Origin of the sequence: Paucibacter sp. M5-1 (genome assembly GCF_027498415.2) — a bacterium.
Lineage (GTDB): Bacteria > Pseudomonadota > Gammaproteobacteria > Burkholderiales > Burkholderiaceae_C > Roseateles_E.
In genome coordinates, this window is the sequence record NZ_JAPZLM020000001.1 from 5595606 (window position 1) to 5607669 (window position 12064).

Annotated in this window: 13 protein-coding genes; 5 read left to right on the forward strand and 8 right to left on the reverse strand. The window is 66.7% G+C overall.

Going from position 1 to position 12064, the window contains the following annotated elements; translation table 11 throughout:
• Positions 1 to 6: 6 nt before the first annotated feature.
• The 6 genes from O5M90_RS26385 to O5M90_RS26410 form a co-directional block, all read right to left on the reverse strand.
• Positions 7 to 867 (reverse strand): carbohydrate ABC transporter permease, encoded by an 861-nt coding sequence (locus O5M90_RS26385; RefSeq protein ID WP_269840957.1) that lies wholly within the window; start codon positions 865 to 867, stop codon positions 7 to 9.
• The gene (locus O5M90_RS26390) at positions 867 to 1748 is read right to left on the reverse strand and encodes a carbohydrate ABC transporter permease (protein WP_269840956.1); all 882 of its coding nucleotides are present in this window, start codon (positions 1746 to 1748) and stop codon (positions 867 to 869) included. The genes O5M90_RS26385 and O5M90_RS26390 overlap by 1 nt, the downstream gene beginning before the upstream one ends.
• Positions 1749 to 1824: 76 nt before the next feature.
• Complete coding sequence (locus tag O5M90_RS26395; protein ID WP_269840955.1) at positions 1825 to 3075, reverse strand: ABC transporter substrate-binding protein; 1251 nt, start codon at positions 3073 to 3075, stop codon at positions 1825 to 1827.
• A 40-nt stretch (positions 3076 to 3115) separates the two neighbouring features.
• Complete coding sequence (locus O5M90_RS26400) at positions 3116 to 4297, reverse strand: maltoporin (RefSeq protein WP_269840954.1); 1182 nt, start codon at positions 4295 to 4297, stop codon at positions 3116 to 3118.
• 220 nt (positions 4298 to 4517) lie between these two features.
• Entirely contained in the window at positions 4518 to 5999 is a 1482-nt protein-coding gene (locus tag O5M90_RS26405) for a sensor histidine kinase (RefSeq protein WP_269840953.1), read from the reverse strand.
• Between the two features lies 1 nt (position 6000).
• Complete coding sequence (locus O5M90_RS26410) at positions 6001 to 6690, reverse strand: response regulator transcription factor (protein WP_269840952.1); 690 nt, start codon at positions 6688 to 6690, stop codon at positions 6001 to 6003.
• Between the two features lie 178 nt (positions 6691 to 6868).
• Between O5M90_RS26410 and phaR the strand changes: the two genes are divergently transcribed.
• The 3 genes from phaR to O5M90_RS26425 are packed head-to-tail and all read left to right on the forward strand — an operon-like array spanning position 6869 to position 10125.
• A complete protein-coding gene (phaR, locus tag O5M90_RS26415; RefSeq protein WP_269840950.1) occupies positions 6869 to 7465 on the forward strand; it encodes a polyhydroxyalkanoate synthesis repressor PhaR in 597 nt (198 codons plus the stop codon).
• A gap of 49 nt (positions 7466 to 7514) precedes the next feature.
• Positions 7515 to 8927 (forward strand): 30S ribosomal protein S12 methylthiotransferase RimO, encoded by a 1413-nt coding sequence (gene rimO / locus O5M90_RS26420; RefSeq protein WP_137942188.1) that lies wholly within the window; start codon positions 7515 to 7517, stop codon positions 8925 to 8927.
• Position 8928: 1 nt separating this feature from the next.
• Complete coding sequence (locus tag O5M90_RS26425; protein WP_269840949.1) at positions 8929 to 10125, forward strand: PLP-dependent transferase; 1197 nt, start codon at positions 8929 to 8931, stop codon at positions 10123 to 10125.
• Positions 10126 to 10184: 59 nt separating this feature from the next.
• Here the strand turns inward: O5M90_RS26425 and smpB are convergent, their stop codons facing one another.
• Complete coding sequence (gene smpB / locus O5M90_RS26430) at positions 10185 to 10646, reverse strand: SsrA-binding protein SmpB (RefSeq protein ID WP_137942190.1); 462 nt, start codon at positions 10644 to 10646, stop codon at positions 10185 to 10187.
• 47 nt (positions 10647 to 10693) lie between these two features.
• Between smpB and O5M90_RS26435 the strand changes: the two genes are divergently transcribed.
• Both O5M90_RS26435 and O5M90_RS26440 read left to right on the forward strand, forming a co-directional pair.
• A complete protein-coding gene (locus tag O5M90_RS26435; protein WP_137942191.1) occupies positions 10694 to 11155 on the forward strand; it encodes a type II toxin-antitoxin system RatA family toxin in 462 nt (153 codons plus the stop codon).
• Positions 11142 to 11480 carry an RnfH family protein gene (locus O5M90_RS26440; protein WP_269840948.1) on the forward strand — a complete coding sequence of 113 codons (339 nt, stop codon included), beginning with the start codon at positions 11142 to 11144 and terminating at the stop codon, positions 11478 to 11480. The genes O5M90_RS26435 and O5M90_RS26440 overlap by 14 nt, the downstream gene beginning before the upstream one ends.
• Positions 11481 to 11491: 11 nt before the next feature.
• Here O5M90_RS26440 and O5M90_RS26445 read toward each other — a convergent pair whose 3' ends face one another.
• Positions 11492 to 12019 carry a DUF4124 domain-containing protein gene (locus O5M90_RS26445; RefSeq protein WP_269840947.1) on the reverse strand — a complete coding sequence of 176 codons (528 nt, stop codon included), beginning with the start codon at positions 12017 to 12019 and terminating at the stop codon, positions 11492 to 11494.
• Positions 12020 to 12064 lie beyond the last annotated feature (45 nt).

Sequence of the window (12064 nt, forward strand, 5' to 3'; positions counted from 1 at the left end):
TCTTTCTCAACCTTTCACGGCGCCGGCCGTCAGCCCGCGCACGAAGTACTTGCCTGCCACGATGTAGATGAACAAGGTCGGCAGCGCGGCGATCATCGCGGCCGCCATGTCGACGTTGTATTCCTTGACCGAGCTCGAGGTGTTGGCCAGATTGTTCAGGCCCACGGTGATGGGCTTGCTGTCGGCCCCGGAGAACACGACGCCGTAGAGGAAGTCGTTCCAGATCGCGGTGAACTGCCAGATCAGCGTGACGACGATGATGGGCGTGGACAGCGGCACGACGATGCGCCAGAAGATCTGCCAGAAGGAGGCACCATCCAGCGTCGCGGCCTTGATCAGCTCGTCGGGCAGGCCGATGTAGTAGTTGCGGAAGAACAGTGTGGTCGACGGGATGCCGGCCAGCACATGGACCAGGATCAGGCCCCAGACCGAGCTGGCGATGCCCAGCCAGCCCAGCACCTGGCTCATCGGCAACAGCACCACCTGCATCGGCATGAAGACGCCGAACAAGAGCAGCGCGAACATCAGCTCGCTGCCGCGAAAGCGCCACTTGGTCAGCACATAGCCGTTCAGCGCGCCCAGCACGGTCGAGATCAGCACGGCCGGCACCACCATCAGCACCGAGTTCATGAAAAAGGGCCGCAGGCCGCCGCAGTCGGTGCCGGTGCAGGCGCTGCGCCAGGCCTTGCTCCAGGCCTCGAAGCTGGGGCTCATCGGCAGCGCCAGCAGGGTGCTGTTGCGGACCTCGTCCATGCTCTTCAGCGAGGTCGACACCATCACGTACAGCGGCGTCAGGAAGAAGGCGGCGAACAGCAGCAGGCTGCCGACCAGCACCAGGCGGTGTAGGGTCAGGGCGGGCGTGCGCATCAGGATTTCCTCCGCAGCTCGGAGTAGAGATAGGGCACGACGATGGCCGCGATCGTGGCCAGCATGATGGTGGCGCTGGCCGCGCCCAGGCCGATCTGGCCGCGCGAGAAGGCCATCGTGTACATGAAGGTGGCGGGCAGGTCGGTGGCGTAGCCGGGGCCGCCGGCGGTCAGCGCCATCACCAGATCGAAACTCTTGATCGCCAGATGGCTGACCACCATCAGGGTCGAGAAGAACACCGGCCGCAGGCTGGGGATCAGGATGCGCCAGTAGATGCGCGGCAGGCTTGCCCCGTCGACCTGGGCGGCCTTGATGATGGCGTCGTCGATGCCGCGCAGGCCGGCCAGGAACAAGGCCATCACGAAGCCGGCCGACTGCCAGATGCCGGCGATGACGACGCAGTAGATCGCCATATCGGGATCGACCAGCCAGCCGAAGCTGAAGCCCTCGAAGCCCCATTGCTGCAGCAGATGCTCCAGCCCGAGGCCGGGGTTCAGGATCCACTTCCAGGCCGTGCCGGTGACGATGAAGGACAGCGCCATCGGGTAGAGGTAGATGGTGCGCAGCAGGCCCTCGGCGCGCACCTTCTGGTCCAGCAGTATGGCCAGCAGCAGGCCCAGGGCCATGCCGCCGCCGATGAAGAGGCCGCCGAACACGCCCAGATTGCGCAGCGCCAGCCACCAGCGCTCGTTCTCGAACAGCGCCTGGTACTGCTCCAGGCCGACGAACTCGTAGTTGGGCAGCAGGCGCGAGGCCGAGACCGAGAAATAGCCGTTCCAGGCCATCAGGCCATAGATGAAGAAGAAGGAGAGGACGAAGGTGGGCGCGACCACCAGCTTGGGAAGCCAGGGGCTGCGCGCGGCCGAGGGGAGGGCTGTCATGCGCGTAAGACCGGTGAACCTAGGGCGGGGAAGCTGGCGCGGACCGGGCCGCGCCAGCGGACTGCGGGCGCGTGGCCTACCTGGTTTTGGCGGCCGCGGCGATCTTGGCCTGCGCCTCCTTGGCCGTCATCTTGTCGCTGTTCCAGAACTGGCTGACCACGTCCTTGATCGCGCCCTCGGCGGCGGCGCCGACGGCCATGCCGTGCGCGATCGAGGGCACCAGACCGCCGGACTTCGCGGTCGAGACGAAGTCGGCCGAGGAGGTCTTGGCACAGTCGTCGAACTTGTCCATCTTCATGTTCAGCCGAACCGGGATCGAGCCCTTGTTCAGATTGAACAGCTCCTGGAACTCGGGCGACATGATGGCCACGGCCAGGTCCCTCTGCGCCTTGATATTGGCCTCGTTCTTCAGCTTGAAGAGCGCGAAGGAGTCGATGTTGAAGGTGAAGGCTTTGGCACTGCCCGGCGTCGTGGTGCAGATGAAGTCCTTGCCCGGCACCTTGCCGGCCGCCACGAACTCGCCCTTGGCCCAGTCGCCCATGATCTGCATGCCGGCCTCGCCCTTGATGACCATCGCGGTGGCCAGGTTCCAGTCGCGGCCCGGGGCGTTCTTGTCGGTGTAGGTCTTGATGCGCTTGAAGGTGCTCAGCACTTTCTCCATGGTCGGGCCGTTCAGCGTGGCCGGGTCCAGTTGCACCAGAGCCTTCTTGTAGAAGTCCACGCCGCCTTCGCCCAGCGCCACGGCTTCGAAGGTGGTGAAGTCCTGCCAGTTCTGCCCGCCATGGGCGACCGGCACGATGCCGGCCTTCTTCAGCGCTTCGGCGGCGACAAAGAACTCATCCCAGTTGCTCGGCAGCTTGGCGCCCGCCTTCTTCAGCGCCTCGGGGTTGGCCCACAGCCAGTTGACGCGGTGCACATTGACGGGCGCGGCGATGTAGTGGCCCTTGTACTTCATGATGTCGGCGACCGGGCCCGGCAGGATCTCGTCCCATTTGCCGGCCTTGGCCACCTCGTCCATAGGGGTCAGCACGCCCTCGCGGGCCCACTCCTGCAGCGACGGGCCCTTGATCTGCGCGGCGGCCGGCGCATTGCCCGAGACCACGCGCGACTTCAGCACCGTCATCGCCGAATCGCCGCCGCCGCCGGCGACCGCGAAGTCCTTCCAGCTGTGGCCCTGGGCCAGCAGCGTGGCCTTCAGCGCGGTGGCCGCCTTGGCCTCGCCGCCGCTGGTCCACCAGTGCAGCACCTCGACCTCGCCGGCCTGGGCGGCGGCGGCGGTGAACAGCAGGGCAGCCATCGCTGCTTGAGTAGGAATGAATTTTTTCATGATGTCTCCTTCAAGGATTTTGCTGGCGTGACATTGGACTTCAGAACCACCACTCGACCTGGGCGCCAAGGCTGTTGCCCGAGGTCTTGTCGTCGAAAGCGGCTTGGCCGGTCACATTGCCGGCGGCCTTGTTCCACTTGGCCATCGTCGCGTAGAGGCGGAACTCGGGGCGGCTGAAGAAGTCCGAACCGACCGACAGGGTCGGCGCGATCGTCAGCTTGGTCAGGCGCGCGGTCTGGCCACCGTCGGGCTTGTACTGCGAGACCCCCAGTTCGCCGACCATCTTGAAGTGGCGCGACAGCGCATAGGAAGCCCGGCCGCCGACCGAGAAGGACTTGGTGCTGATGCCCAGCTTGTTCTTCTCGCGGGCCAGCAGGATCAGGGCCTGGCCGCCGAACGGGCCTTGCTGCCAGTTGATCGACTCGACGATGCGGTAGGACTTGGCCTTGGACCCGGCCGTCAGGTCGCCGAAGTTGGAGTTCAGTCCGGCCGAGCCCTGGGCATACTGCAGCCACAAGCTGTTGTTCAGGCTGCTGCCCAGCAGCTTCTCCTGGTCATGGCGGATGGCCAGGCCGGCGCCCTTGGTGCCGCCGGCGAACTGGCCCTTGGTGACGGTGGCGAAGACATTGAGCTTGCCGCCCGGGTTGCTGTCTATGCCCACCCATTCGATATTGCCGCGATGGCCCGGCAGCACGGCGCTCGCCTCGGTCTTGTAGTAGGCGACGCCCAGCGCGCCGGGACCGACCTTGAAGCCCTTGGCACCGGCGCCGACGCCCACCATCTCGGTGAAATAGGTGTCGACGATGTGGACATCGCCGCGCCGGCCGCGTTCCTTGCCGATCCAGAAGGTGGCCTCCGGGGCGATGTCGAAACCCTTGGCTTCGGCAAACATCTGCGCGATCTTCAGACCGTCGCCATTGGTGTCGGTGGCGGCCGTGTAGTGGTCGGTCATCAGCGTGACCTTGTAGTCGATGCCGTCCTTCTTGAAGCCTTGGCTGAGCTGGAACTCGCCGTAGAAGTCGCATTCATTGCCGAGCCGGTACTTCATGCCCGAGCTGCCGCCGTTCAGGCCGTAGCAGGCGCGCGAGGTGGCGTTGCTGGTCAGCCCGGGGCCGGCGCGGAAGTAGCCGGTCCAGTCGACGGCGAGGCTGTAGCCGCTGGCGCCCAGCAGGGCCAGGGCCAGAGGGAGGCGCTTGAGCGCCCGGGTGTAGTGCTGCGTCATGGTTGCTTGTCTCTGTGTTGTTTGCCCGACGCCGCTCCGGGTGCGTGGCGTTAAGCAAATGTTCATGTTCTTTGCATGCGGAGCGGATATTAATTTCTTGTTAATGTTTCCGTATCCGTGCTTACCATTAGTGCGCAAGGCGACCCATCGGGCGCCGTCTTGGTGCTCGCTGCGCCCTTTGCGGGCGGGGTGCTGGTGGGCGGGAGGGGGAGCGACGCGCTCAGCGGCGCGGCGCGAGCGGCAGCGTGGCGACGACGCGCAGGCCCTGGGGCTGCAGATTGCCCAGGCTCAGCCGGCCGCCATGGCGCTCGACAATTTCCTTGACGATGGCCAGGCCCAGGCCGCAGCCATTGCCCTGCGGGGTGCCGCGGAAGAAGCGCTCGAAGACGCGTGGCTGCAACTCCGCCGCGATGCCGGGGCCGTTGTCCGAGACGGTCAGCTCGACCTCACCGCTCGCCGCCGGGCGGACCAGCACCGTGACCGCTGCGCCGCTGCCGGCGTAGAGCAGGGCGTTGTCGATCAGATTGACCAGGGCCTCGCGCAGCAGCAGTGCGATGCCCATGACCTCCAGCGCCGGCTGCCGCTCATCGGCCTCGTCACCGCCGGCATCGCCATAGCCCAGGTCGATGCCGCGCTGCAGGGCCCGCGGCACCAGTTCGGCCGTCACCTCGCGCGCCAGCCGGCCCAGGTCCAGGCGCTGCAGCGGCTGGCTGGTGAGCGACTCAGGCTCGGTGCGCGCCAGCGCCAGCAACTGATTGACCAGATGGGCGCTGCGGCCGGCACTCTCCTGCACGCGCAGCAGCCGTGTCATCAGCTGGGCCTGGCGGGACGGATCGTTGGCCTCGGTCAGCGCCAGCTCGGTCTGGCTCTTCAGCCCGGCCAGCGGCGTGCGCAACTGATGGGCGGCGTCGCTGATGAAGCGCCGCTGCGCCTGCACATTGTGCTGGACGGCCTCCAGCAACTCGTTGATCGCGCGCGCCAGCGAGCGCAGCTCCTGTGGCGCCGCATCGAGCTCGATCGGCCGGAGGTCATTGGGAGCCCGGCCCTCGACCAGGTTGCGCAGCCGCGTCAGCGGTGCCAGTCCGGCGCTGACGCCGGCCCAGACGATCATGCTCATCAGCACGATCAGGGCCGATAGCGGCAGCACCGTGTCGATCAGCAGCCGCCGCGCCAGCTCCTCGCGGTTGGCACTGGAGCGGGCCACCTGCACCAGCATGGTCTGCTGGTCGTCGGGGTCTTCGCCGAAATGCAGATAGAGCGCGGCCATGCGGATGCGCGAGCGTCGGCTGGCATCCTCGGCGTCGGCGATCTCGCCGTCGTAGAAATAGGCCCGGCCCAGCTGTGGTTTGGCGCTGTCCAGGCGCGGGCCGGGCAGCTTGCGGTTGCCCAGGATGAACTGGCCCGGCGGCGAGCTGACGGTGTAGAGCAGCTTGTCACTGGGATCGGCCTCCAGCACATCCTGGGCGGCGCGCGGAAAGTCGATCAGCAGGCCGTTGCCCATAGGCTTGACCTGGCGCGCCAGCGAGCGCGTGGCCTGCAACAGGCTGGCGTCGACCGCCTCGTTGGCGTAGCGGGCTGCGAGCTTGTAGGTGAACAAGGCGCCCGCCAGCCACAGCACCAGCTGGGGCAGCAGCAGCCACAAGAGCAACTGGCGCTTCAGCGAGCGCGAGCCCAGGCGGTCGGCCAGCCACAGCCTGGGCATGTCAGGGGCGCTCGGCTTCCAGCAGATAGCCCAGGCCACGCACGGTGCGTATCGCGACCTCGGCACCCTCGAGCTTGCGGCGCAGGCGGTGGATATAGACCTCGACCGCGTTGGTGGCGGCCAGAGGCTCAGCGCCACGCTCGGCGCCGCGCTCGCCGGCCCAGGCCTGGTTGATCTCTTCCTTGGTGATGACGCGGCCGTGGTGCGTCAGCAGCAGGTCCAGCAGCGCCCACTCGCGCGGACTGAGTTCCAGCATCTCGCCCCGTACCAGCGCGCAGCGGGTGTCGCGCTGCACGCTCAGCTGGCCCAGATCGCTGCTGGCCTTGTGGCTGCGGCTGCGGCGCAGCAGCGCGCGCAGCCGGGCTTCCAGCTCGGGAAAATCGAAGGGCTTGGTCAGATAGTCATCGGCCCCGGCATTCAGGCCGGCGACGCGGTCATCCAGGCTGTCCAGCGCGGTCAGTATCAGCACCGGCAGCGAGGGGTTGGACAGGCGCAGCTGTTTCAGCACGGTCAGGCCGTCGACCATCGGCAGGCCCAGGTCCAGCACGACGATGTCGAAGACCTGCTTGGCCAGCAGGTACTGCGCCACCGCCCCATTGGGCGCGTGCTCGACCGCGAAGCCGCAGGCACGCATTTGGTCGCACAAGGCATCGGCCAGGATGGCATCGTCTTCGGCCAGTAGCAGGTTCATGAACGGGAGCTTAACAGTCCGGAAAAGCGTCTTGAATGAGGACTTTTCGGGAGGGCGTGCCCGCCGTTGCGCGAGTGCGCACAGTCATGCTGCAGCGCAGGGGAAAACCCCTCCGGACCCAGGGGGAGTGCCTCCTAGAATCGGGCTCAATCAAACAGGTTTGCAGCAAGGAGTTTTCATGGTCACTGCCCGCAGCGGCAAGACAGGCGGCAAGGCGAGCGACAAGGCAGGCGCGGCCGAGACGGAGGCCGAACAGGTGAATGTCCGGGTGCTCAAGAAGTACCCGAACCGGCGCCTGTACGACACCCAGACCAGCAGCTACATCACGCTGGCCGATGTCAAGAAGATGGTGCTGGGCGGCGAGAGTTTCGAGGTGCGCGACGCCAAGACCGGCGAGGACCTGACCCGTTCCATCCTGCTGCAGATCATTCTGGAAGAGGAAACCGGCGGCGTGCCGATGTTCAGCACCTCTTCGCTGGAGCAGATCATCCGCTTCTACGGCCATGCGATGCAGGGCGTGATGGGGGCTTATCTGGAAAAGAATATGCAGACCTTCACCGATCTGCAGGGCAAGTTCGCCGAGCAGAGCAAGGGCCTGGCCTTCAGCCCCGAGCTCTGGACCCAGTTCATGAGCGCGCAGTCGCCGGTGATGCAGAACTTCATGGGCAGCTATATGGAGCAGTCCAAGAACCTGCTCGAGAAGATGCAGGAGCAGATGAGCCAGGCCGGCGCGCTATTCCCCGGCATGCCTGGTTTCCCGCCCAAAAAGCCCTGAGAAACCGCCGCGCTGGCCGCAGCCGGGCGGCATCTGGGACAATCCGGGCATGAGCGATTCCACCGTCCTGAGCCCGTCCCCAGCCATCACGCCCGGCGCGGCCCCCAAAATCGGTTTTGTATCCCTGGGTTGCCCCAAGGCCCTGACCGACTCCGAACTGATACTGACCCAGCTGCGCGCCGAGGGCTACGAAACCTCCAAGACCTTCGCCGGCGCCGATCTGGTGATCGTCAACACCTGCGGCTTCATTGATGACGCCGTCAAGGAAAGCCTGGACACCATCGGCGAGGCCCTGGCCGAGAACGGCAAGGTCATCGTGACCGGTTGCCTGGGCGCCAAGGGCGGCACGGCCAGCAGCGACGCCGGCAGCCTGGTGCGCGAGATCCACCCCAGCGTGCTGGCCGTGACCGGCCCCCATGCGACCCAGGAGGTGATGGACGCGGTGCATACCCATGTGCCCAAGCCGCACGATCCCTTTGTGGACCTGGTGCCCGCCCAGGGCATCAAGCTGACGCCCAAACACTACGCCTATCTGAAGATCAGCGAGGGCTGCAACCACCGCTGCAGCTTCTGCATCATCCCCAGCATGCGCGGCGATCTGGTGTCGCGGCCGATCGGCGATGTGCTCAATGAAGCGCGCGCGCTGTTCGAGGCCGGCGTCAAGGAGCTGCTGGTGATCAGCCAGGACACCAGCGCCTACGGCGTCGACGTCAAGTACCGCATGGGATTCTGGGACGGCAAACCGGTCAAGACCCGCATGTATGACCTGGTGGCCCAGCTGGGCGAGCTGGCCAAGGCCCACGGCGCCTGGGTGCGCCTGCACTATGTCTACCCCTATCCCCATGTCGACGAGATCCTGCCGCTGATGGCCCAGGGTCTGATCCTGCCCTATCTGGACGTGCCGCTGCAGCATGCGCATCCGGACGTGCTCAAGCGCATGAAGCGCCCGGCCAGCGGCGAGAAGAATATGGAGCGCATCCTGCGCTGGCGCGAGACCTGCCCGGACATCGTGATCCGCTCCACCTTCATCGCCGGCTTTCCCGGCGAGACCGAGGACCAGTTCCAGTATCTGCTGGACTTCATGGCCGAGGCCCGCATCGACCGTGCCGGCTGCTTTGCCTATTCGCCCGTCGAAGGCGCGAGCGCCAATGTGCTGGACGGCGCGCTGCCGCAAGCCCTGCGCGAGGAGCGCCGCGCCCGCTTCATGGAAGTGGCCGAGCGCGTCTCGGCCGACAAGCTGCGCTCGCGCATCGGCGCGACGATGCAGGTGCTGGTCGATTCGGCGCCGGCGCTGGGCCGCAAGGGCGGGGTGGGGCGCTCCTACGCCGACGCGCCCGAGATCGACGGCACGGTGCGTCTGCTGCCGCCCGAGAAGGCCAGCAAGACCTTGAAGGTGGGCGAGTTCACGAAGGCGCGCATCGTTGCAGCCGAGGGGCATGACCTGATCGCGATGCCCATCTGATATGGGCAAGAGCAAACGCGCCCTCTCGACCGAGCAGATCCACCACCCCTACCGCGCGCCCGAGGGCTGGGCGGCCATTCCGGTCGGCGTCTACAAGGCCTCGACGGTGTTGTTCAAGAACACCGCCGACCTGCACACCCCGCGCCCGCGCGATGGCCTGAGCTACCGCTACGGCCTGCATGGCACGCCGACCTCGTACACGCTGGCCGCGCGCATCGCCAGCCTGGAGGGGGCGGAGCACTGCCTGCTGGCGCCCAGCGGCCTGGCGGCCGTGACCCTGGTCTCGCTGGGCCTGCTGCGGCCCGGCGACGAGGTGCTGGTGCCCGACAATGTCTACGGCCAGAACCGCTATCTCAGCGAGTCCTTTTTGCCGCAGTTCGGCATCACGCACCGCTTCTACGATCCGCTCGACGCGGCCGGCTTTGCCGAGCTGCTGGGGCCGCAGACCAAACTGGTCTGGCTGGAGGCGGCCGGCTCTATCACCCTGGAGTTCCCCGACCTGGTCGGCCTGCTGCAGGCCTGCAAGGCGCACGGCGTGATCACCGCGCTGGACAATACCTGGGGCTCGGGCGTGGCCTTCAATCCCTTCGAGATCGCGCCCGGCCTCGGTATGGATATCTCAATGCAGGCGCTGACCAAGTACGCCTCGGGTGGTGCCGACATCCTGATGGGCTCGGTCTGCACCCGCGACCGCGCGCTGCACGAGCGGCTCAACTACGCGCACGAACACCTGGGCTATGGCCTGGGGCAGAACGATGTGGAACTGGTGCTGCGCGGCCTGCCGACGCTGGAGCTGCGCTACCGCGCCCAGGATGCGACGACGCGGGCGTTGGCCCAGTGGATGGCGGCCCGGCCCGAGGTGGCCCGGGTGCTGCATCCGGCCTTGCCCGGTTCGCCCGGCCACGAATTCTGGGCCCAGACCAGCAGCGCCGGTGCGGCCTGCCTGTTCTCGGCGGTGTTCATGCCCGAGTACAGCGCGGCCCAGGTCGATGCCTTTGTCGATGCCTTGCAGCTGTTCGGCATCGGCTACTCCTGGGCCGGGCCGATGAGCCTGGCCGTGCCCTACGACATGAGCCGCAGCCGTGCACTGGATCTGCCCTACCAGGCGGGCGTCATCGTGCGTTTTGCGATCGGGCTGGAGGCCGAGGCCGACCTCCGCGCGGACATCGAGCAGGCGCTCTCAGTCCTTCGGGCGTAAGGAAGCCTGCCGCATCAGCTGCCCCTTTTAGCGAAAGTGGCAACGAGCCGCTTCGCGTCTCAGTCCTTCGGCCTCAATGAGGCTTGCCTCATCAGTTGCCCCTTTTCGCGCTCCCAGTCGCGCTTCTTCTCGGTGTCGCGCTTGTCGTGCTCGGCCTTGCCCTTCACCAGCGCGATGTCGGCCTTCACATGGCTGCCCTTGTAGTGCAGGTTCAGCGGCACCAGGGTAAAGCCGCGCTGCTCGACCTTGCCGATCAGGCGCTTGATTTCGTCCTTCTTCATCAAGAGCTTGCGGGTGCGGTCGGCCAGCGGGTTGACGTGGGTGGAGGCGGTGCGCAAGGGATTGATGCGGCAGCCGATCAGGAACAGCTCGCCGTTCTTGATCAGCACATAGCCGTCGGTCAGCTGGACCTGGCCGGCGCGTATGGCCTTGACCTCCCAGCCCTCCAGCACGAGGCCGGCCTCGAACTGTTCGGCGATGTGGTAGTCGTAGCGGGCACGGCGGTTCTCGGCAATGGACATGGGACTCAATCTGGAGGCGTGGCTCGCCAATACAATCCGGCCATTGTATGAAGCATGTCAAAAAGTCAGTCTTGCTCTGGTACTCGCCGCACGAGATGTACGAGTTGGTGACCGGTATTGCCCAGTACCCGGAGTTCCTGCCCTGGTGCGAGAAGGCCGAGCTGCTGGCGCAGGACGCCGACAGCGTCACCGCGCGGCTGTCGCTGGCCTATGCCGGTGTGCACCACGCCTTCACGACCCGCAACCGCCATGAGGCCGACCGCAAGGTCGAAATGGAGTTGGTCGATGGGCCGTTCTCGCTGCTGGACGGCGTCTGGCAGTTCCTGCCGCTGGCCAAGCCGGGCTCGCAGCAGGGCGATGCCCAGGCCTGCAAGATCGAGTTCGAGCTGCGCTATGCCTTCTCCAGCCGGGCGCTGGAGGCCGTGGTCAGCCCCGTGTTCGACCGGGTGGCCAATACCTTTGTCGACCGCTTTGTGCAGCGCGCCGAGGCGGTTTATGGCCCCCGCTGAGCCGCTGCGGGTCGAGCTGGTGTGGAGCCCGGCGGCCGGCGATGTGCGGCACCGCTGGCTGCAGCTGCCGGCGGGCACGAGCGTGGAGCAGGCCTTGCGCGGCTGCGCGGATTTCGCCGACCAGCTGCCGCAACTGGCGAGCTTGCGCATCGGCATCTGGGGGCGTATCAAGCCGCTGGATACCGTCTTGCGCGAGCGCGACCGCATCGAGGTCTATCGCCCGCTGACCGTCGATCCCAAGGAGGCGCGGCGCCTGCGCTACCGCGCGGCCGGCGAGCGCATCGTCTCCCGGCACCGACCGCTGGCTGGCAAGACCAGCCGCTAGGGGTTTGCGGCTCAGCGGCAGTCGCTGCTGACGATGGCGCGGGTGCGCGCCACTTCCTCGGCACGCTGTTTTTCGTCCAGATACACGGTCTCGCCCGCATCAGTGCGGCGCGAGATGCGGATGCCTTCTTCCAGCGCGCGCAGATTGTTGCTGGCGCGCTTGCAGTTCTCGGCGCGCTGCTCGGCGACCTTGCGTTCTTCTTCCTTCTGGCGCTTGAGCTGCTGTTCCTGTTCGGCCTTCTGCTTGGCCTGCTGCTCCAGCTCGGCCTTGCTGAGCGGCGCCGAGGCGGGGCTGGCGGCCGGACGCGGTGCGCTGGCGGGCACATCGGTGGAGCGCACGATCACCTGCTGGCGCTGGCTCGGCGGGCGCTGCAGCACATCTTTTTCGGGAATGCCGGCCGGCGGCGGCAGATCGCTGTACAGCACCTTGCCGGTGGCGTCGCGCCATTTCCACTGCGCCATCGCGCTGCCTGCGATGCCCAGCAGCAGCAGGGCCAGCAGGCTGCGACAGGCGAGGGACTTGCGGGAGGAGGGGGTCATCGACACGGCCTTTGTTGCAACTGCCGCAAAGTGTAGTCCTCAGGG

Coding starts and splice junctions, on each gene's coding strand:
- O5M90_RS26400 (WP_269840954.1), bottom strand. CDS start 4,297: ATGACGCAGCACTACACCCGGGCGCTCAAGCGCCTCCCTCTGGCCCTG.
- O5M90_RS26440 (WP_269840948.1), top strand. CDS start 11,142: ATGGCCCCCGCTGAGCCGCTGCGGGTCGAGCTGGTGTGGAGCCCGGCG.
- phaR (WP_269840950.1), top strand. CDS start 6,869: ATGGTCACTGCCCGCAGCGGCAAGACAGGCGGCAAGGCGAGCGACAAG.
- O5M90_RS26395 (WP_269840955.1), bottom strand. CDS start 3,075: ATGAAAAAATTCATTCCTACTCAAGCAGCGATGGCTGCCCTGCTGTTC.
- O5M90_RS26385 (WP_269840957.1), bottom strand. CDS start 867: ATGCGCACGCCCGCCCTGACCCTACACCGCCTGGTGCTGGTCGGCAGC.
- O5M90_RS26445 (WP_269840947.1), bottom strand. CDS start 12,019: ATGACCCCCTCCTCCCGCAAGTCCCTCGCCTGTCGCAGCCTGCTGGCC.
- O5M90_RS26405 (WP_269840953.1), bottom strand. CDS start 5,999: ATGCCCAGGCTGTGGCTGGCCGACCGCCTGGGCTCGCGCTCGCTGAAG.
- O5M90_RS26390 (WP_269840956.1), bottom strand. CDS start 1,748: ATGACAGCCCTCCCCTCGGCCGCGCGCAGCCCCTGGCTTCCCAAGCTG.
- O5M90_RS26425 (WP_269840949.1), top strand. CDS start 8,929: ATGGGCAAGAGCAAACGCGCCCTCTCGACCGAGCAGATCCACCACCCC.
- O5M90_RS26435 (WP_137942191.1), top strand. CDS start 10,694: ATGAAGCATGTCAAAAAGTCAGTCTTGCTCTGGTACTCGCCGCACGAG.
- rimO (WP_137942188.1), top strand. CDS start 7,515: ATGAGCGATTCCACCGTCCTGAGCCCGTCCCCAGCCATCACGCCCGGC.
- O5M90_RS26410 (WP_269840952.1), bottom strand. CDS start 6,690: ATGAACCTGCTACTGGCCGAAGACGATGCCATCCTGGCCGATGCCTTG.
- smpB (WP_137942190.1), bottom strand. CDS start 10,646: ATGTCCATTGCCGAGAACCGCCGTGCCCGCTACGACTACCACATCGCC.